This window comes from Nocardia jejuensis NBRC 103114 (assembly GCF_001613145.1).
GTDB classification, from domain to species: Bacteria; Actinomycetota; Actinomycetes; order Mycobacteriales; family Mycobacteriaceae; genus Nocardia; species Nocardia jejuensis.
Map to the genome: position 1 here is coordinate 413258 of NZ_BDBU01000002.1, position 20345 is coordinate 433602.

Genomic DNA, 20345 nt, shown 5'->3' on the forward strand with positions numbered 1-20345 from the left:
CGTGAACGAACAACTCGGAGCGGTAGTCATCACAGGAGCGTCCTCCGGACTGGGCAAGGCGAGCGCACTGCATCTGGCGCGCGAGGGATTCACCGTCTACGCCGGTGTGCGCACGGAGGCGAGCGCGGAACAGCTGCGCGCGCAAGCGGGCACCGAACGCCTGCGCCCGGTCCTGCTGGAGGTGACCTCGGAGACCTCGATCGCGGACGCGCACAAGCTGATCAGCGCCGAACTGGGCCCCGCCGGGCTGCACGGTCTGGTCAACAACGCCGGCATCTGCGTGTCCGCGCCGCTGGAATGCGTGAGCAGCGATCAGCTCCGCGCGGAGCTCGAGGTCAATCTGATCGGCACCCTGGCGGTGACCCGGGAATTCCTGCCGCTGCTGCGCGCCCGCCGTCCGGGCGCGACGGGGCTCGCCGGCCGGATCGTTAACGTGAGTTCGGGCGTCGGCAAGGTGGCCTCACCGTACCTGGGCGCCTACGCCGCCTCGCAATTCGGCAAGGAGGGCCTGTCCGGATCGCTGCGCCGTGAACTCGCGCCGCTGGGGGTCGCGGTGTCCATCGTCGCGCCGGGCGCGATCGCCACCCCGATCTGGGGCAAACTGGCCGACACCGCCGATCGCATCATGAACGACACGCCCCCGGAGATCGCCGAGGTCTACCGCAGGCGCTTCACCGGTTTCGTGGCGGCCAACGCCGAGCGCGCGGCATCCAGCCGCACCCGGCCCCAGCAGGTCGCCGACGCCGTCCAGCACGCCATGACCGCCTCGAACCCGCGCATCCGATATCAGGTCGGCACCGATTCGGTGCTGGTGGCCGCCGTGTCGCGGCTGCTGCCGGACCGGGTCCTGGACTTCGCCATCGCCCGCGGTCTCCCGATCGCCGACTGACCCCGATCATCCACGCAGACAAGGACGTTCCCATCGTGAAAGCAATCGTCATCGGCGCCGGGATCGGTGGTCTGACCACCGCCGTGGCGCTGCGCCGCCGGGGCATCGAGGTCGAGGTGTACGAGGCCGGGCCGCAGTGGCGCGACAGCGGCACCGGGCTCGGCTTGGCCTCCAACGCCACCAAGGTGCTCGACGCGCTCGGCGTCGATCTGAGCGCGGGCAGCCCGCTGGAGTACTTCAGCATTCGGACCACGGCCGGAAAACAGCTGCGCGAGTTGCCGATCGGGGCGATCACCGCCGAATTGGGTTCGCCCATCGTCAATATTCACCGCACCGACCTGATCGCGACCCTGCGGGCGGCGGCCGGGGACACCCCGATCCGTCTCGGAGCGCGGTTGAGCGGCTACACCCGGACCGGCGACGGTGTCACGGCGCTGTTCGAGGACGGCACCTCGGCGCACGGCGACGTCCTGATCGGCGCCGACGGCATCGGCTCGCAGGTGCGCGCCCAGGTGGCCGGCGCGGCGCCGGTCACCGAGCACGGATACGTGTGCTGGCTGGCCACCGTGCCCTTCTCCGATCCCCGGCTGCCCGCCGGACACGCCAATCACTACTGGGGCCGGGGCGTGCGATTCGGCCTCATCGACATCGGCGGCGGCCGGGTCTACTGGTGGGGCACCAAGAACCTGCCCGTCGAGCAGGCGCGGACCTGGAACGGCGGAAAAGACGCCATCGCAACGGTTTTCGCCGGATGGGCGCCGGAGGTCACCGAGGTCATCGACCGCACCCCGGACGCGGCGATCCACACCGTTCCGGCGCAGGACCGCCCGTTCCTGGAGGTCTGGGGCGACGGGCCGGTGACGCTGCTGGGCGATGCCGCGCACCCGATGCTCACCAGCCTCAGCCAGGGCGGATCCTCCTCGGTCGAGGACGCCTACGTGCTGGCGCACCATCTCGCCTCGGACCCGGATCCGCTCAGCGCCCTGCGCGGGTACGAGAACGCGCGTCGCGATCGCACCCGCATGCTGGTCGCGCAATCGCGCAAGCTCTCCACGCTCGAGCAGATCCAGAACCCGGCGGTGGTCCGGCTGCGCGATGCCGTGATCCGCGTCGCCCCGATGTCGGTGCTGCGCAAGCAGAATCTCGCGCCGATGCGATTCGATCTGCCGGTCGAACAGTTCGTGGAGTCCTGAGCCCCGGCACGGGAAGCCACACGATGCCCGGTCTCGTGAGCCGGGGCGCGCAGCCAAGCTACAGACCGATAGGTACGCTGAGCGGGCAACTCTGACGACCGCCGGATCCAGCTGCTGGAGGGGCCTGTGCGACGCGTGGACAACAGCATTCATCGATCCTTCGACCGGCTGGTCGCGCAGGGCGATGCGCCGATGTGGGTGGTCACCACCCTCGCGGGCGGCGTCCGCGCGGGCTGCCTGGTCGGGTTCGGCGCGCAGGTCGGTATCGAACCGCGGCGTTTCCTGGTCTGCCTGTCGAAGAACAATTACACCTACGAGGTCGCCGAGCGCGCCACCCACCTCGCGGTGCACCTGCTGGGGGAGGACGGTCTGGCGCTGGCTCAGCTGTTCGGGGCCGAGACCGGGGCCGAGATCGACAAGTTCGAGCACTGCGAATGGCGGCCGGGCCCGCACCGGCTGCCCATCCTCGCGGCGGCGAGCGCCTGGCTCACCGGGAAGATTCTGCAGCGCATCGACTTCGGTGATCATGTCGGATACCTGCTGTCACCCACGGCGGCCGAAACGCCCGGCGACGGTCCCAGCCTGCGCTTTCACTCCGTCGCGAACCTGCCACCGGGGCAGCCCGCCGACCCGGTCGAGACGAACTGATCCCGCTGTGGCGCCGGTGATACGGCCCGTACCGCGTTTCGCGGCGCTGACCGCGGCTATAGCGACACCATGACACCTGTGTGGCTGATCGATGTCCCGACTCCCGCGCGGCTTCCGGTGATGCCGGATCTGCGGTACGACGTGGTCGTGGTCGGCGCCGGGTTGACCGGACTGGTCACCGCGTTGCTGCTGGCCGAGCACGGGAAACACGTCGCGGTCCTGGAGGCCAAGCGAATAGGCGAGGGAACCACCGGTGCCAGCACGGCGAAGATCAGTGTGCTGCAAGGCATTCGGGGCCAGCGAATTCGGCGGGGGCACTCACGTGCGACGCTGGAGGCGTACCTCGAGGCCAATCGCGCCGCGCAGAGCTGGCTCGTGGACTACTGCGAGGCCCGCGGCGTGGCGTATCAGCACGCGGACGCGTTCACCTATGCCCAGACCGCCCGGGAGTCGAAAGCCGTTCGCGCCGAATACGATGTGCTGCGCGAGGCGGGCCTGCCGGTGCAGCGGCTCGACGAGGTCGACACGCCGTTCCCGTCCTTCGGGGCGGTCCGGCTCCGCGATCAGGCCCAGGTGAATCCGATGGCGCTGCTGTCGATGCTGGCCGCGGACATCGAATCCAATGCCGTGCAGATTCACGAATCCAGCGCGGTGCGGGGTGTGCGTTCCACCGACGACGGCGACCATCTGCTCGACACCGATCGGGGTCCGGTGCGCGCGGGCACCGTCGTGCTGGCCACCGGCACCCCGATTCTCGATCGTGGCGGCTTCTTCGCGCGGCTGCGCCCCGAGCGGTCCTATCTCACCGCGTATCGCACCGGCGAACCGATCCCGCACGGCATGTACATCAGCGCGGGCGGGCCCACCCGGTCGCTGCGCCGGGTCCCGGATCCGGGCGGCGATCTACTGCTGGTCGGCGGGAACAATCACGCGGTGGGCCGCAAGGGCCACACCGACGAGCTGGTCTCGGACCTGATCGGCTGGACGCGCCGGTGGTTCCCGGACGCCGAACCGATCGCGACCTGGTCGGCGCAGGACTACGTGCCGATCGGAGAGCTGCCCTATGTCGGTCCGATGCTGCCGGGACGCGAGGACATCCTGCTGGGCACCGGATACGCCAAATGGGGTATGACCAATGCCGTCGCCGCCGCCCACGCGCTGGCGGGCCGCATCACCGGCAAGACCCCGGATTGGGCTGTCCCCCTGTCCAGTTGGCGAGCGAACGAGATCAAGGCGCTGCCCGCCGCGGCCAAGACCGGCGCCGAGGTCGCGCTCGAACTGTCCACCGGCTGGCTCCGCGCCGCGCGCGCCGGTGACGACGGCTCGCTACCTCCGGAGGGCACCGGCCGCCTCGATCGCCGCTTCCTGCAACCCACCGCGACCTGCACCGTCGACGGCACCACCACCGCGGTCTCGGCCGTGTGCCCGCACCTGCGCGGCATCGTGCGCTGGAACGCCGCCGAGAAAACGTGGGACTGCCCCCTGCACGGCTCCCGCTTCGCCGCCGACGGCACCCTGCTCGAAGGCCCGGCCGGCACCGGCTTGGCACAGGTATCGCCCCCGATCGAGCCGGGGCACCGGCGGTAGGAGTGACACGGCAGTAACCCGCCGAAGTACCGGGCCTCGGCAAGGCACCGGTCGGCAGTGGCGCTGGTCCGACCGTCCGGCCGGTGAGATCCCGGCCTTACCGGCCCACGCGAATCCTGCGTGGCCCGGCCGAACCGCTGGTTCGCCGCCGCGACTGTGGCAGCATCGGTGCGACACGGACCAGCGGGGTACGCGCCGGGTGGAGATCCGGTGCCGGACCGACGCGGAAGGGAGCGCGCATGCCGCGGGGACGAGTGCTGGTGATCGGGGTGGATCCCGCACTGATCTCGGGGTGGGATCCGGAGCCGGTGATCGCGGCGGTGGCCCGGGGCCAGGCGCGGTTCGAGGAGTACGGGATCGAGGCGCGGCTGTGCCTGGTCGACCTCGACGACGATCCCGAGGGCATGATCGTGCGCGCGCTGCGTGAGCAGGAGTACGCGTGCGTGGTGATCGGGGGCGGGATCCGCACGTACGAGCCGCTGCTCGGCTTGTTCGAGACGGTGGTCAACCTGGTCCGCCGGCACGCTCCGGCAGCGGCGATCGCGTTCAACTCCGGTCCCGACGACACCGCCGACGCCGCGCGACGATGGTTGGATTAGGTCACTCTCACACCTGTGCGGCCCTGGTCGCGGCGACCTGACCGAACACCGACTTCATCGCCGTGACATAGCGATCCACCGACTCGTGGGCCACGGGCGTATCGGGATAGATCACGCTCAACGAGGTGCCCGAGGGCATCCGGTTGATCCACATCAGCACCTCCTCGCTGGCGGCCCGGTTCGCGTACACGCCGCCGCGCGCGACATCGAAGAACTCGTGACCCTCGAAATCGCGTGCGTCCACGTAGGAGATCATCGGCGTCACCCAGCCCGGGCGCACCGCGATGCCGTCGTCGCCCGCCGCCAGTTCCAGCACGCGATGGAACGAGGTGGAGATCAGCGTCAGACCGCTCTCGTACGCGCGCTGCGCGCGCGTCACGACGCGCTCGAACGAGGCGGTGGCGGTGATCGGGAAGCTCACCGGCACCAGATTCACGTACCAGCCGACCGAGGCCAGTTCCGCGACCGAGCCCCGGGTGCTGATCGGGGTCATGCCGAAGTAGTAGTCGCTGCCGGTGAGCTCGCGCTCGGTCAGGGCCGCGACGGCGAAGATGCCGCCGGTGAACTCCGCCCCGGCCGCGCGGCAGGCCTGTTCGAACGCGAGCGCCCCGGCCTCGTCGAACAGCGGCACCGTGCGATGGGCGCTGCGGTGATAGCCACCGTGGCGTTTGCCCAGATCCAAAGGGAAGCAAGGTAGTTCGCCGTCGTGCCCGCGCACCAACTCGAGCCAGCGGCGCACGCCGGGGGAGGCGAGGGTGAGCCGATCGGAGTGCTCGCGTTCACGGACGCAGTAGTCGAGATAGCTCGCGGGCCGCACCGGACTCACCGCGCCGTCCCACATCTCGCGCAGGTACAGCGTCGCCAGGTCGAAGCACGAAAGATACTGTGCGACACCGTCCGTGTGCAGATGATCCACCGCCAGATACAGGGTGGTCGACTCCTGGTGCTCGATCGCGCCGAAGGTGAAGCAATCCCATTGGAACGGATCGGGTGTGGTCTTCTGCACGTGCTCGCGAATGGCCTCGGCATTGTCGATCTCGCCGTGCTCCACCGGCAGGAACTCCACCGCGTCGGGCGGCAGCAGATGCCGCACCACCGCGCCGCCCGCCGCGATCTCGAACCAGGTCCGAAAGGTGTCGTGCCGCAGCAGGAACGCGTTGATCGCCCGGGTCATCGCGTCCCGGTCCAGGAGTTCGGGCACCTCGGCGGTCACCAGGCACAATCCCGAATAGCGGAAGTCCGTGGCGGCATGACGATCCGCGGCCCGCAGGTACTGCTCCTGCTGATGCGAGGGCGGCGCGGGATGCACCGGAGCGCGCGCCGCGCGGGCCACCGAGTCGGCGGTGGCGACCCAGCTGACGAGCCGGCCCGGTGTGGGCTCCCACTCGTCGATCAATCCGAAACTGACCACGGGGACTCCTCGATTCGTCGCAGCGCGGGCCGGGGCAGCGCGAGGGTCAGCGCGCCCATCAGGACCGCGACCACCGCGATGGCCGCGAACAGGGTGATACTGCTGCCGAGCGTGTGCACCCGGAAGAACGCCGCGCTCAGCACCGCGAGACCGATCCCGTTGCCGATCTGCTCGATGGTGGGCAGCAGACCGGACGCGGCATCGAGCTGGCGCTGATCGAGTCCGGCCAGCATGAGCGGCTGCAACTGCACCCCGAACATCCCCACGCCCAGCCCGGAGACGAACACCGGCACCAGCGACAGCGGAACCGAGACCACACCGTCGGTGAGGAACAGATAGCCCGCCCCGATCGCCACACAGCCGCCGAACGCGGCGATGCCGACCGCCGGCCCCCGGGAACCCCACCGCTGCACCAGGATCGGCGAGGCCAGCGCGCCCACCCCCGCGCCCAGCGCGAACGGGGTCATCAGCACGCCGGTGAGCCAGGGCGAGAACCCCAGCTCCTCCTGCAGGGTGATGGACACCCCGAACACGAACGCGGTGAACAGGCCGAAGAACACGGTCACCAGCACCGCGCCGACAGCGAACGCGCGATCGGCGAACAGGTCGAACCGCACCAGCGGGCTACCGCCGTGGCGGGCGCTGCCGCGCTGATGGAACACGAACACCGCCGCCCACACCAGCGCCATACCCAGGATGGCGAAAGAGCCGGGCTGCCAGCCGTTCTGCTGCACCTGCACCAGTCCGTACAGCAGCGCGAAAAGGCTCACCGTGGACAGGGCCGCGCCGCCGAGATCGAGTCGATCGCGGTGTGCGGGACGACCCAGTCGCAGGAACCGCAGAGCCAAGCCGAAGGCGATGATCCCGAGCGGCAGGTTCATCAGGAACACCGCGTGCCAGCCCAGGCCCCACGGATCGGCGGTGACCAGCGCGCCGCCGAGAATCGGGCCGAGCATGCCCGCGAACCCGGCGACCGCGCCGTACAGTGCGAACACCTGCGGGTGGCGGCTGCGCGGGAAGGTGACGGTCAGGATGGCGATGGTCTGTGCCGCCATCCCCGCCCCGGCGATGCCCTGCGCCACCCGGGCCGTGACGAGTTCGGCTGCGCTGGAAGACATTCCGCACCACACCGAGGCGGCGGTGAACGCGAGCACCGAGCCCAGGAACATCACGCGCCGCCCGAACAGTTCGCCGAGCCGGGCCGCGGTGAGCAGCGTGCACGCGAACGCCAGCGAGTAGGCCGTGACCACCAGCAGCTGTGCCCCCGAGGAGGCGGCCAGATCGGTGGTGATGTCCGGCAGCGCGGTGTTCACGATCGTCACGTCGATCATCTGCATGAACACCGCGACCAGGCAGCCCGCGAAGGCCAGCCAGGCGGTGAGTTCGCCCCCGGCCCGCCGCTCGGGTGGGCGGGCCTCGACATCGGTCACGACCGGGCCTCGGCGAATCGCTCGATGTCCTCGGGTACGAGGGTTTCCGGCTGTGAATTGCCCTCCGCCTGTGAATTGCCTTCCGCCACATCAGGAATCGACGGTGTGTCGGGTGCGGGAGGTGCGGCGGGGAACGGGGTCTCCGCCGGTGGTCCGCCCGCGGCCAGGATCAGTTCGGCCACCTTCGGCCCGGCCTGCTCGAGGCTGAAGGATCGGCCCATCTGCAGCGACATGAGTTCGATGCCGAGCTGTTTGCCCACTCGCGCACCGAATTCCACGGCCATCAGCGAATCCAGGCCCAGTTCGGGAACCGGGACGGTGAGGCTGATCGATTCGGGCTGCACGCCCATCACCACCGCCAGCTGATCGGCGAGCATCCGGGCCACGGCGGGGCCGCGCTTGGCCTCCTCCAGTGCCGCCAGTTCGGACTTCAACCGGGCCAGCTCCGAATTGTCCTGCACCGAGGTCGCCACCAGCGCCGACAACCGCCCGGTGCGGGCCATCTGCGGGAAGGCCGCGGTCAGCTTGGACCAATCGGTGGGAATGATCGCGGCCCGCGTGGCGCCCAGACGCATGGTCTGCTCCAGATACGCGGTGCCGTCGGCCATGTCGATCGGCGCGAAGCCGACCAGCTCGAGGTATTTGGAGACCTTCTCCTCCGAGGCCATTCCGCCGGTCGCCCCGGACATGTGACCCCAGCCGACGCAGAGGGCGGGCACGCCCTCGCGGACCCACTGTTCGGCCAGGGCCTCCACGGCCACATTGGCCGCGCAGTAGTTGTACTGGCCGAAGATGCCGAACATGGATCCGCCCGAGGAGTACAGGACGAACGCGTCCAGTGCGATCTCGGCCTCGGTCACGGCCCGGTGCAGGATGCGCGCGCCGTGCACCTTGGGCTCGTACACCGCGCGCACCTGATCCAGGTCCATATCCGCGATCCGGTTGTCCGAGACCGCGCCCGCGGTGTGGAACACCCCGAGCAGCGGTGCGTCCGCGGTGTGGGCGCGCGCCACCAGGGCCGCGACCGCCTCGAAGTCGGTGACGTCGGCGCGTTCCTCCACGATCTGCGCGCCGCCCGCGCGCCAGGCCGCGATCTGCTGGCGTGCGGCCGGGGTGCTCGCGCCGCCGCGCCCGACCAGCACGAGTCGCCGGGCGCCCTTGCTCAACAGCCAGCGCCCGGTCGCCAGGCCGAAGCCGCCGAAGCCGCCGGTGATGAGATAGGTTCCGCCGGAACGGATGTCGACCTCGGGCAGCCACGGGCGCACCGGCGGTGCGGCCTCGTCCATGGCGAGCGCGACCCGGGGTGTGCGGGTCGAGCGGATGACCTCCTCGAAGGCCTTGGCCACCTCGTGGGTGCCGAAGGTGTCGAAGGGCAGCGGCCGGTAGATTCCGGCCTCCATCTTGTCGTAGACGCGACGCAGCAGCTCCGCGAGTTGGAGCGGCCGCACCGCGCACATGCGGTCCAGGTCGATGGAGAAGTAGGTGAGGTTCTTGTCGAAATTGGACAGCTCCAGCAGGCCGCCGGTGTAGATGTCGGCCTTGCCGACCTCGATGATGCGGCCGAATTCGGCCACGGCCTTGAAGTTCTGGCGCAGGATCTCACCCGGTGCGGAACTGAGCACCACCTCCGCGCCCGCGCCGCCGGTCAGCGCCAGCACCTCGTCGGCGAAGTTCAGGGACCGCGAATCCAGGGCGTGGTCCGCACCGAGTTCCAGGATGTGCGCGCGCCGCTCGTCGGTGCTCGCGGTGCCGATGATCCTGGCGCCCAGCAGCTTCGCGACCTGGATGGCGGCCTGCCCGACACCACCGGCCGCGCCGTGGATCAGGACCGTCTCCCCGGGCTGCAGGCGCGAGAGATCGTGCAGGGCGTACTCGGCGGTGCCGAACGCGGTGGTGCTGGTGCACACTCCGGGCTCGAAACCCTCGGGCAGCGCGATCGCGAGCTGCTCGGGCACGATCAGGAACCGGCGCATCATGTCCCGCGCGGCCACGGCGACCTGATCGCCGACCTTCAGCCCGGTCACCTGCGCTCCGATCCGCTCCACGACCCCGACGCCCTCCATTCCGGGTGCCGTGCCGAAAAACGTTCCGGCGAGCTCCTTCTCGCCCAGGATGCCCATCACTTTGAGCGGGTCCTTGTAGTTGATCCCGATGACCCGCATCCGGACCTCGACCTCGCCGGGGCCGGGATCCGCGCGACCGGTGCCGCGCCACGCCAGCGCGGACAGCAGCCGCGAGCGCGGCACCTCCAAGGCGAAGTTGGCGGCCGGATCGGCAAGGGGCACAGCGGTGTCCAGGGTGTCGATCCGCTCCTGCAGCGGGGTGGTCACCACCGGGGCCCAGCGTTGCCCCTCGCGCAGCAGCACCTCGTCGGAATTGTCGTGCGAGAACGCTCCGGGCACGGCGAGTTCGGTGAGCAGGTCCGCGAGCGCGGTCCCGGGGTCGATGTCGATCAGCCGCCAGCGCAGGCGCAACTGCTCGTTCAGCAGTACCCGCCGCGCACCGGCCAGTGCGGCGTGGGCGAAGTCCGGGGTGATCGGGCTCTCGGGCAGGGTGAACGCGCGCTGGGTCACCAGGGTGGCGTGGCACGGGCCCTCACCGCCGGCGAGCGCGTCGCTGCGGTCGACGGCGGAGGCGAATCGCTCGATGGCGACCGCGACGCGTTTGAGGGTCCACACCTGCCGCAGGTCGTCGTGCCCGGACCCGGCCACCACGCAGACGTGCACATGCTCGACGTCCGGGCCCAGGGCGGCGTGCAGGGTCGCGATGAGCGATTCCTCGAGCTCCTCGTCCGACGGATCCACGAGGTGGTGGCGTGAGCCCGCGAGCCCGGCGGCGAGCTGTTCGGCGCGCTCGCTCGGGTCCAGAGCCACGACCACGGTCGCGGTGGCCGGCGCGGCGGGCAGCGTGGCCGGATCGATCGGCTCGCGCTGCTGCATGGTCTCGCCGTAGTAGAAATCGGCCATCCGGTGCAGCGGGCTAGCACCGGGATTGAGCGCGCCGACCCGCACCCCGACGAGCTGCATGCACAGGTTCTGATCGGCGTCGAGCAGGTCCACATCGGCGCACAGTCCGATCGCCGGGTGGCGGCGGGCGATCACGGTGATCGCCTCCGGCAGTGGGCCCAGCAGGCGCACCGCCTCCACCCCGACCGGGACCATCGCGCCCGCACCGAGCGCGGCGTCGGCGAACAGCAGCGCCACGGTCTGCATGGCGGCGTCCACGACCGCCGGATGCGCCAGGTGCCCCGATTCCGGCGGTGTGCGGCCGTCCACCTCGGCCACGACCGTATCGGCGTCCGCGCGCACCGAGATCACCCGGCGGAAGGCCGGGCCGTACTGCAGCCCGCGGGCGGCCAGCGCCGAATAGAACAGTGCCGGATCGAACTCCACCTCCGAATCGAGCTGCGGGAGTGCGACTTTCGAACTCTCGTAGGCGCCGGTGAGCAGTCGGCCGGTCGCGTTCATGGTCCACACCGAGCCGGTGGCGCTGCGCGAGCGGATCAGGAAGCGCCCGCTCGCGTCCTCGACGCTGGTCTCGAGCAGCGGCACGTCCGGACCGCTCATGATCAGCGGGGCCACGAATCGCACCTGTTCGAGCGCCGCGCGGCCACCACCGGTGCGCGAGGCGGCGGCGCTGAGCGCCGCGTCCAGATAGGCCGCGCCGGGCAGAATCCTGGCCCCGGCCACCACGTGATCCTCGAGCCACGGCAGCAGTTCCGAACCGATCTGCAGGAGCCAACCGGGCCGGCCCTCGAGGTCGGGATCCCCGAGCATGGCGTAGCCGCCGGGCGTGCCGAGTCGCATCTGCTCGAAAAGCGGTAGCGCGGAATGCAATCGGGTCCGCTGCCACGGATAGCGGGGCAGCGGGATGTGCGGTGTGGCCGGGCGATCGGCGAAGAGCGCGGCGGTGTCCAGCACGCCCGCGCCGTGCAGGTTCAGCAGGGTGCGGCGCAGGCTCACCGAATCGGGTTGCTTGCGGTCGAGAGTCGAGATCGTGACACCGGAATCGCCTGCGCCCAAGAGTAATTCGCGGATATTGCCCGAGAGTACCGGATGCGGGCCGATCTCCAGGAAAACCTGGCTGCCGGCGGTGATCAGGGCGCTGATCGCGTCCGCGAACCGCACCGGGCGGCGCACATTGTCGCACCAGTAGTCGGCATTCCAGTCCGCCGCGGTGACGGCCGCGCCGGTGACGGTGGAGTAGAGCGGAATGCTCGGCGCGTGCGGGGTCAGATCGGCCAGCGCGGCGCGCAACTCGTCGAGGATCGGCTCCATCAGACGGCTGTGGTAGGGGACCTCGACGTGCAGTCGGCGCGCGAAAATGCCGTCGTCGGTGAGCTTTTCGGCGATCTCGTCGAGCCGTTCCTCGTCCCCGGCGAGGGTGAGCGAGCTCGGGCCGTTGATCGCGGCGATATCCACGCCTCGGTCCTGGCCGATCAGCTCGCGGGCCTGTTCGAGGCTCAGTCCCGCCGCGAGCATGCCGCCCGATCCGGCGGTGGTCCCCTGGAGCCGGGCGCGGTGGTAGACCACCCGCACGGCGTCCTCGAGCGAGAGCATGCCCGAGACGTAGGCGGCCGCGACCTCACCGACACTGTGGCCCACGATCGCGGCGGGCTCGATGCCGAACTCGGCCAGCTCGCTCGCCAGCGCGGCCTGGAGCAGGAAGTTCGCCGGCTGTGCGATCTCGGTGCGGGTCACCCGCGACTCGTCCTCGGGGCGCAGCAGTTCCTCGATGATCGACCAGCCCGCCAGCGCGGAGAACACCTCGTCGATACCGCGCGCGGTGCGGGCGAAGGCCCCGTCCGCGCCCAGCAGTTCGCGGGCCATGCCCCACCACTGCGGTCCCATGCCGGAGAAGACGAAGACCGGTTCGGCGGTGCGGCGCGCGACGGTGCGCACCGCGTCGCGGCCCTCTCCGGCGGCGTAGCGGCGCAGTTCATCCACGGTGTCCTCGCCCAGCAGCACGCCGCCGCGGAACGGGTGCTGGGCCATTCGGGTCCACGCCGCCTCGGCCAGGTGTGCGGGATCGGCCCCGGCGGTGATCAGATCCGCGACCCGGCCCGCCAGCTCGCGCACCGCACCCGGGCTGCGGCCCGAGACGGGCAGCACGCCGAAGTGGCGCGGGACGGCGGGCGGGGCGGGTACGGGATCGGGATACTCCTGCAGGATGGCGTGCGCGTTCGTGCCGCCGTAGCCGAATCCGTTGACCGCGATGGTCATTCGCTCGACGTCCAGACCCACCGGTTCGGGTTCCAGCTGGACGCGCAGGCCCAGTTCGGCGAACGGGATGCCCGGATGCGGAGTGCCGAACCAGCCCTGCGGTGCGATGGTGCGGTGCGCCAGCGCCAGCGCGGACTTGATCACCCCGGCCACCCCGGACGCGGCCTCGGTGTGCCCGAGGGTGGCCTTGAGCGAACCGACGCCCAGCGGATCGGGGCGGCCGCTCTCGGCGCCGTACACCCGGCCCAGGGCGCGCAGTTCGATGGGGTCGCCCACCGGGGTGCCGGTGCCGTGCGCCTCCACGTAGGTGACCGTCGCGGGGTCGATACCCGCACGGGCGCAGACGGTGCGGGCCAGGGACTCCTGTGAATCGCCGTTCGGGACGGTGATGGCGGTGGTGCGGCCGTCCTGATTGGTGCCGGTCGCCTTGATCACCGCGTAGACGCGGTCCCCGTCGCGCACCGCGTCGTCGAGCTTCTTGAGCACGACCATGCCGCCGCCCTCACCGCGGCCGTACCCGTCACCGTCCGCGTCGAAGGATTTGCAGCGCCCGTCCGCGGCCAGGAACCCGCCCTTGCACATCATGACGAACGTCTCGGGTTGCAGCATCACGTTCACCCCGCCCGCCAGCGCCACCGAGCAGTCGCCGCGATCGAGGGACTGGCACGCCAGATCCAGCGCCACCAGCGAGGAAGAGCACGCCGTGTCCACGGTGAGTGCGGGTCCGGTCAGGTTGAGCGCGTACGCGATTCGATTCGAGAGCATGGTGTAGGAGGCACTCGCGGCGGTGTGCATGTCCACATGCGCGAGCGCCGGGCCGACCACGCCGACGACCGACTGATCCACCACGAATCCGCCGACGTACACCCCCACCGCGGAACCCGATGCGCGCGCGGCGATCCCCGCGTCGTCCAGGGCCTCCCAGGTCACCTCGAGCAGCAGCCGCTGCTGGGGGTCCAGGCCGGTGGCCTCGCGTCGCGAGATGCCGAAGAAGTCCGGATCGAATTCCCACGGATCGCCGGTCAGGAAGGCGGCACGTTTGGTGTAGCTGCGGCCCGGGGTGCGGCGATCCGGGTCGTACCAGCGCCGATGGTCCCATCGAGTGGCCGGGATCTCCACGACCGCGTCCTTCTTGGCGACCACGAACTCCCAGAAACTCTCCGGTGAGTCGATGCCGCCGGCATAACGGCAGCCGATACCGACGATCGCTATATCCGACACGGTTCCTCCGAACTCGGGCAGCGCGAAATCCCGTCCCCTCGGCGCCCGGGACAGGACTCCTCGCCCGGTGACACACACGGTGATCCTCTTGCTGCGCCGATGCAGGATGCGGTGATAGTACGTGTGCCACAACGGGTTTCGTCCACTCGGAGAGGGAAGATCAGGGTGTTGCACAAACCCGGACCCGGCCGCTCTGTGACTCGCACCAATTACCGCGCTCGATCGGCGAAACAATGAAACATGTGCTCACACAACAACTTCCGCACGCAAATATTCGGTGGTGTATCGTCGGGCGTGCGGCTACCGTGGTGGAACGCCGCCTACGTAGCTCAACGGACAGAGCGCCTGAATTCGACTCAGGCAGGTGGAGGTTCGAATCCTCTCGTGGGCTCCACGACGCGCGAGAGTTCCTGCGCGCGAGGCCCGAACGGCAGCCCGCCGCGGCCTCGTCACCGGCGCGGTGGGCGTTCGACTCTCGCCGCGCGGACCGTGGGCGCACGTCGAGGCATCGGTGTGACGGTGATTCACCGTGCCCTCCGGGGGTATGCGAATGATGTCCAGTGTCTATCCGGTCCGGACGCGGCCGGGCAGACGTGCGCGAAACCCTGTGAGCAGGCGGGCCGTCAACGGTGACGGTCACCTCGACGACGCGATGTTCCGCTGGTCGCAGGTGGCATCAGGAGAGGCCATCCATGAGTGACAAGTCTGCCGCGCCCGCGCGGGGACGCGGTCGGCGCGTGCGCGTGCTCGGCGGTGTGTGTGCGTGTGCGCTGGCGTTCGCGGTGTCGGGATGTGACACCTCGCCCGGGGTGTTCTCCGCCACCACCACGCCCTCGACCGCGGTGAGCGGTACCGACAGCCCCGAAGTTCTGTTGCCCCCGCAGAATTCGCGATCCGTCTCCGTTCCCTCGGCCATCTCGCCGGAGAAACTGCGGAGCAAGAGCTGTGCGGATCTGAAGGATCGGCTCGATGCGATGCGCGAGGAATCGGGGCAGGCGGCCGTCGATCGTGCGGTCGAGGACGCCATCGCCGAATTCCCCGGGTCCGCGGACTGGTCGGTGCTGACCGAGGAGCAGCGTCAGGCGGTGATCTCCGGCGCCCGGGACGCGGGCGCGGGAACCTGTAGCTGAGACCGCTCCGGATATCTCCGTGGGAGCTGATCCGGTCCGGATCTCCCCGGAATCCGGGTGTCCCGCAAGGACACCCGGATTCCGAGGGGATGCTCAGGCCTTGTGGCGTGCGGAGGACCGGGCCTTGTTGGATTGCTCCGCGGCCTTGGGATCGCTCTGTCCCTGCTTCTGCGCGACGCCCGCCGCGACCCGGTCGCCCAGATCCTTGTCGACGTTGTGCCAGTAGTCGAAGGCTCGCGCGAGCACCGGCTCGGAGACGCCGTTGAGCAGATGCCCGACGATATTGTCCACCAGCCGATCGCGCGCGGCATCGTCGAGCACGTCGCGCACCATGGTCCCGGCCTGCCCCCAATCGTCGTCCTCGGACCGCAACGTGTATGCGGTGCGGACCATTTCACCGTCGGTGTGCCAGCCCAGTACTGGACCCGCCGACGTGGCGTCCGCGTGCGGACCGCCCTTGGAATTGGGGACGTAGACCGGATCGCCGGGGTTGTGATGGCGCATGGCCCCGTCCTTGGAATAGGAGCGCACCGTCGTGGCGCGGGGCGTATTGACCGGCAGCTCCGAGTAGTTCACGCCGATCCGGGCTCGATGTGCGTCCGGATAGGAGAACCAGCGCCCCAGCAGCATCTTGTCCGGGCTCGGCCCGGTGCCGGGCACCGCGCTGCTGGGTGCGAACGCGGCCTGCTCGATCTCGGTGTGATAATCGGCCGGGTTGCGGTTCAACGTCATTCGGCCCACCTCGATCAGCGGATAGTCCGCGTGCGGCCACACCTTGGTCAGATCGAAGGGATTGAAGCGGTAGGTCTTGGCATCTTGGAACGGCATGATCTGCATGTGCAGCGTCCAGCTGGGATGGTCGCCGCCCTCGATGTGCTCCCACAGATCCCGGGTGTGGTAGTCGGTGTCCATCGAGGCCATCTGATCGCCCTCGTCCTGGGTGAAGTACTCGATGCCCTGGTCGGTCTTGAAATGGTATTTGACCCAATACTTTTCGCCCGACGCGTTGTACCAGAGGTAGGTGTGGCTCGAGTACCCGTTCATGTGCCGCCAGCTGCGGGGGATACCCCGATCGCCCATCAGCCAGGTCACCTGGTGCGCCGATTCGGGGGACAGCGTCCAGAAGTCCCACTGCATATCGTGATCGCGCAGATTGTTGTCCGCGCGGCGTTTCTGCGAGCGGATGAAGTCCTGGAACTTCATCGGATCGCGCACGAAGAACACCGGGGTGTTGTTGCCGACCAGATCGAAATTCCCTTGCCCGGTATAGAATTTCAGGGCGAAACCGCGCGGATCACGCCAGGTGTCCGGGCTGCCGCGCTCACCGGCGACGGTGGAGAACCGGGCCAGCATCTCGGTCTTCTTCCCGGGCTGGAACACCTCGGCCATGGTGTAGGCGCTCACATCGTGGGTCACCTCGAAGGTGCCGAACGCACCGCCGCCCTTGGCATGTGGCTGGCGCTCGGGCACGCGCTCACGATTGAACGCCGCCATCTTCTCGATCAGATAGGCGTCGTGCAGCAGGATCGGCCCGTCGGGGCCGACGGTGAGCGAATGCTCGTCGCTGGTAACCGGAATTCCGGCGTCGTCGGTGGTGAAATTTCGATCGGACATCTCGACTTCCTTTCACACGACCAGGGGCGGGGGCGGCTGATCCGGATCGGGCGCGGGGATCGGGGGGATCGGATCGGCCGGGCCCGGTTGCGGGAGCGGCGTACCCGGGTCCGGGACCGGGGGCGGAACCACCGGATCGGGCGCGGGGGTCGGTCTGTTGGGATCGGGAATGGGCACCGGCGAACCGGGTTCGGGTTGCGTGGCGGACGTTCCGGGCTCGAGGATCATGGGTTTTCCACTCTGCTGGACGATCTTGCCTGCTGTGGGCCGCATACCCGGAAGACCGGTACACAATCGTTGCCCGGTTTGTCCGGGCCATCCCCGGGTATGGCGGTGAATGGGTCACGGGCCGCTCGCCTGTGACGCAGAATCGACACACGGAGGCAAGCGCAATGGCAACCTATGGAGAACGCAGGGTGCGCGGAGGCGGAACCCGATTCGGCGGCGTGCTCATGGCGCTGGTGCTGCTATGGCTGATCATCGGCGCGGTCGCCGCGGGTCAACGGCACTACTTCGACGACGCGCCCACCAACTGCGCGGGTGCGAGCACCATCGCGATCACCATCCTGGCCGGCCCGCTGAACTACGCCGGAGTGAACCCGAAGATCGACGATTGCAACGTGGACGTGCCGCAGCCCAGCCCGTAAACGACCCGAGCAGTCCCAGGCCTCACACCCCGAGGAGTTGTCGTGCGTAAACGAATTCCCGTCCTGATGGCGGCCCTGTGCTCCACCGTGATTCTCGTCGGTTGCGACAAGGCGGAGGAAGTGGTGAACAAGGGCGGGGACACCCCCTGCAGCGAGTTCACCGCGCAGGATCGTGACAAGCAGCGGGTCACCGTCCGCAAGTATCTGGAGAAGGACACGGAGGTCACCCCGACACCGAGCGCGGACACCGTGGACGCCTCGATCGGCGCCATCTCGCTCATGTGCGGTGCGCAGGCGAATCCGGACACTCCGATCAAGAACGCCGACCTGACCGGCATCCTGGTTCCGAAGAAGTAGGTCTCGCGAAACCCGTGTGGCAGCAGCCGCACGGGTTTCGTGCGTCCGGGGCCGGGTAAGGCGCCCGATATCACCGCTCGAACTCCGGAACAGGAGGGTGCCATGCCCAAGGAATGGACAGCCGAACAGGAACGCCAGTATCGGCACATCAAGGATTCGGCGAAGGAGCGCGGCGCGAGCACCGAGCGCGCCGCGGAGATCGGGGCCCGCACGGTCAACAAGAACCGCGCCCGCGCCGGCCAGACCGAGACCGCCAGCCGCACCTCTCTGCAGGGCAAGTCCCCGCAGCAGCGCGGTGGACAGCGCTCGGGCACCAACGGGCCCAAAGGTCTTACCAGAGACCAGCTTTACAACGAGGCCCGCCAGCGCAACGTCAAAGGCCGCTCCACCATGACGAAGGCGCAGTTGGCGAAGGCGCTCGGCAAGGACTGACGACGAGAATGTCGTAAATATTCGCTTCGGCGGTGATATTCCCTCCGGAGTGGGTATCTGCGGTTCGTGATGACAACCACGCTGGACCCCGCTGTCACCGGATCACTCGCGGATTCGACCTGGACCGAGTGCTCCGTCGAGTCGACCGTCGATCGTCTCTACCTCGAATTCGGTGGCAAGCTCGAGCGCACCGTGGTCGCCGCGGTTGTCCGCCAGTGTGTGCAGGACCTCGACAGCGCGCCCGCCGGAGCGCTTCCCGAATTGAGCGAACGCCTCGCCCGCCAGCGCCTGCTCGGGTGAACCAGCTCGGTGCCGACCGACTCGACCTGTGAACGACCCCCGACATGTGAACGACCCCCGACATGTGAACGAGCGCGAGACCTGTGAACGCCCGCAGCCCCCTGCCACCGGATCGGTGACAGGGGGCTGCGGACTGCGGTGCGGTCCGATCGGCGCTGTGCGCAGCGGATATCAGGCGCTGTGCGCAGCGGATATCAGGCGCAGTGCGCCGCGGATATCAGGCGCAGACGCGGTTGAGGTCGTCGGTGAACGGGGTCAGGTAGGTGACGTTGTCGTCGATCAGGGCGTCGGCGTAGGCGGCGATGACGCGCTGTTCCTCACCCGAGGACACCGCGGCGAGGCCGTGCAGGCGGTCGGCCAGGGCCTGCTGAGTGGCCAGGTCGAAGCTGTCGCCGCTCGAATCGACGGCGGCGTTGATCAGATCGATGGCCGTGGAGCAGGTGGGGGACTGGGCCTGGGCCGTGGTGGCTGGGGCGACCAGCAGGGTGGCGGTGGCCGTCGCGATCAGCGCGGCGGCGGAGAAGTACTTGATCATGTTTCCCTCGGGGTAGCGCATCGATAACCTGGTCCGCCACTGCCGTCGGCGGACCTTGGATCGCTCACCGTAACCGGTCACCCGCGCATTCACCGAGTCGCTCGATGCCCCCAGTTCTGAGGGCTTCTGTGTTCCGAGTGCTTCTGCGCGGCGGCTGCGGTGCGACCCGTCGGCCGGAATGCCGACAGCCCCGGCCGGAATGCGGCCGAGGCTGTTGTGCGCCAGCGTGTTTCGGTAGTCCCTCATCGACTACCGGACATCGAGGGTGGGTGGGAAGGAATCAGTCGACGGGAATGCCTACGTCCATGCCGCGAGCGTTCAGCCAGGGCAGGGGATCGATCTTGACGCCGGGGGAGGTGTGCACCTCGTAGTGCAGGTGCGGTCCGGTGGAGTAGCCGCGGCTGCCCACGGTGGCGATCTCGTCGCCGGCGCGGACCTGCTGGCCCGCCTGGACCAGGATGTCCTGCATGTGGCCGTAGACCCCGATGGTGCCGTCGTCCTGCTGGATGCGGACCCACAGGCCGAAGCCCGAGGCGGGACCGGCCTCGAGGACGGTACCGTCGGTGACGGCGCGAATCGGAGTGCCCATACCGTCGCCGAAATCGATGCCGGCGTGCATCTCGCCCCAGCGGGCGCCGAAGCCCGAGGTCAGCGGGCCGGCGACGGGGCGCACGGTCTTGGGCCGGGCCTGCTCGATACCGAGGTTGTGCAGGAAGTCCACGACCTCGGGCGGGACGTTCTGCGGCATCTGCGCTTCGGGGGGCGTGAACGCGGTGAACGCGGCCTCGTGGGTCGCGGCGGCGATGACCTCGGGAGTGCCGGCGGTGGCGTCGCCCGCGGCATGCTGATCGGCTGCTGCGAGCACCCCCAGGGAGGCGCTGACAACGGCGGTAACGGCCACGGCACGCGTTGCGGCCGTTCGGTACCGGCCGGCCTTGAGGTGGCGAGATAACGGAACGGTTACGGGCATGCATCGAACGTACGTCAGGCCCCAGTGGGTTCCGAAACCCTGTTGCGACCGTCACAGCGGTACAAAAGCCCAGTTGGCGGATTACAACTCGATAACGACACGAGGGTAATTCTCGGATGACGTTGGCCAATGACCACTGCGGGTGTATTGACCGACTTGT

Annotated in this window: 17 protein-coding genes and 1 tRNA gene; 11 read left to right on the top strand and 7 right to left on the bottom strand. The window is 69.2% G+C overall.

Annotated features, from left to right (window positions below):
* Position 1: 1 nt before the first annotated feature.
* The 5 genes from NJ1_RS02260 to NJ1_RS02280 all read left to right on the top strand — a co-directional run bounded on the left by NJ1_RS02260 (position 2) and on the right by NJ1_RS02280 (position 4916).
* On the top strand, positions 2-889 hold the full coding sequence (locus tag NJ1_RS02260) for an SDR family NAD(P)-dependent oxidoreductase (protein WP_084477647.1): 888 nt from the start codon (positions 2-4) through the stop codon (positions 887-889).
* 35 nt (positions 890-924) lie between these two features.
* Entirely contained in the window at positions 925-2082 is a 1158-nt protein-coding gene (locus tag NJ1_RS02265; RefSeq protein ID WP_067686614.1) for an FAD-dependent monooxygenase, read from the top strand.
* Between the two features lie 192 nt (positions 2083-2274).
* Positions 2275-2730 carry a flavin reductase family protein gene (locus NJ1_RS02270; RefSeq protein WP_084477674.1) on the top strand — a complete coding sequence of 152 codons (456 nt, stop codon included), beginning with the start codon at positions 2275-2277 and terminating at the stop codon, positions 2728-2730.
* 69 nt (positions 2731-2799) lie between these two features.
* Positions 2800-4317 carry an FAD-dependent oxidoreductase gene (locus NJ1_RS02275; protein WP_067686619.1) on the top strand — a complete coding sequence of 506 codons (1518 nt, stop codon included), beginning with the start codon at positions 2800-2802 and terminating at the stop codon, positions 4315-4317.
* 239 nt (positions 4318-4556) lie between these two features.
* Positions 4557-4916 (top strand): hypothetical protein, encoded by a 360-nt coding sequence (locus tag NJ1_RS02280; protein WP_067686622.1) that lies wholly within the window; start codon positions 4557-4559, stop codon positions 4914-4916.
* A gap of 7 nt (positions 4917-4923) precedes the next feature.
* Here the strand turns inward: NJ1_RS02280 and NJ1_RS02285 are convergent, their stop codons facing one another.
* From NJ1_RS02285 to NJ1_RS02295, 3 genes are read right to left on the bottom strand one after another with little or no spacing between them, the layout of a single operon-like run.
* Positions 4924-6327, bottom strand: a complete 1404-nt coding sequence (locus tag NJ1_RS02285; protein ID WP_067686625.1) for a condensation domain-containing protein — start codon at positions 6325-6327, stop codon at positions 4924-4926.
* On the bottom strand, positions 6309-7757 hold the full coding sequence (locus NJ1_RS02290; protein ID WP_067686627.1) for an MFS transporter: 1449 nt from the start codon (positions 7755-7757) through the stop codon (positions 6309-6311). The genes NJ1_RS02285 and NJ1_RS02290 overlap by 19 nt, the downstream gene beginning before the upstream one ends.
* Complete coding sequence (locus tag NJ1_RS02295) at positions 7754-14200, bottom strand: type I polyketide synthase (protein ID WP_084477675.1); 6447 nt, start codon at positions 14198-14200, stop codon at positions 7754-7756. The genes NJ1_RS02290 and NJ1_RS02295 overlap by 4 nt, the downstream gene beginning before the upstream one ends.
* A gap of 318 nt (positions 14201-14518) precedes the next feature.
* Here NJ1_RS02295 and NJ1_RS02300 point away from each other — a divergent pair.
* Both NJ1_RS02300 and NJ1_RS02305 read left to right on the top strand, forming a co-directional pair.
* Positions 14519-14594 (top strand) — tRNA-Arg (locus NJ1_RS02300).
* Positions 14595-14892: 298 nt separating this feature from the next.
* Positions 14893-15330 carry an aldehyde dehydrogenase family protein gene (locus NJ1_RS02305; protein ID WP_157573692.1) on the top strand — a complete coding sequence of 146 codons (438 nt, stop codon included), beginning with the start codon at positions 14893-14895 and terminating at the stop codon, positions 15328-15330.
* A gap of 93 nt (positions 15331-15423) precedes the next feature.
* Here the strand turns inward: NJ1_RS02305 and NJ1_RS02310 are convergent, their stop codons facing one another.
* Positions 15424-16944, bottom strand: a complete 1521-nt coding sequence (locus tag NJ1_RS02310) for a catalase (RefSeq protein WP_067686631.1) — start codon at positions 16942-16944, stop codon at positions 15424-15426.
* 12 nt (positions 16945-16956) lie between these two features.
* On the bottom strand, positions 16957-17217 hold the full coding sequence (locus NJ1_RS02315) for a hypothetical protein (RefSeq protein WP_218025113.1): 261 nt from the start codon (positions 17215-17217) through the stop codon (positions 16957-16959).
* Positions 17218-17336: 119 nt separating this feature from the next.
* Between NJ1_RS02315 and NJ1_RS02320 the strand changes: the two genes are divergently transcribed.
* The 4 genes from NJ1_RS02320 (at position 17337) to NJ1_RS02335 (ending at position 18680) form a co-directional block, all read left to right on the top strand.
* Positions 17337-17591 carry a hypothetical protein gene (locus tag NJ1_RS02320; protein WP_067686637.1) on the top strand — a complete coding sequence of 85 codons (255 nt, stop codon included), beginning with the start codon at positions 17337-17339 and terminating at the stop codon, positions 17589-17591.
* Between the two features lie 42 nt (positions 17592-17633).
* The gene (locus NJ1_RS02325) at positions 17634-17948 is read left to right on the top strand and encodes a hypothetical protein (protein ID WP_245717176.1); all 315 of its coding nucleotides are present in this window, start codon (positions 17634-17636) and stop codon (positions 17946-17948) included.
* A 102-nt stretch (positions 17949-18050) separates the two neighbouring features.
* Positions 18051-18380 carry a plasmid stabilization protein gene (locus tag NJ1_RS02330; RefSeq protein WP_067686641.1) on the top strand — a complete coding sequence of 110 codons (330 nt, stop codon included), beginning with the start codon at positions 18051-18053 and terminating at the stop codon, positions 18378-18380.
* Positions 18381-18449: 69 nt separating this feature from the next.
* On the top strand, positions 18450-18680 hold the full coding sequence (locus NJ1_RS02335; RefSeq protein WP_067686644.1) for a hypothetical protein: 231 nt from the start codon (positions 18450-18452) through the stop codon (positions 18678-18680).
* Between the two features lie 217 nt (positions 18681-18897).
* On the opposite strand, the gene NJ1_RS38680 is transcribed toward NJ1_RS02335, so the two are convergent.
* Both NJ1_RS38680 and NJ1_RS02345 read right to left on the bottom strand, forming a co-directional pair.
* Complete coding sequence (locus NJ1_RS38680; RefSeq protein WP_157573693.1) at positions 18898-19236, bottom strand: hypothetical protein; 339 nt, start codon at positions 19234-19236, stop codon at positions 18898-18900.
* Between the two features lie 259 nt (positions 19237-19495).
* A complete protein-coding gene (locus NJ1_RS02345; protein ID WP_084477648.1) occupies positions 19496-20185 on the bottom strand; it encodes a M23 family metallopeptidase in 690 nt (229 codons plus the stop codon).
* Positions 20186-20345 lie beyond the last annotated feature (160 nt).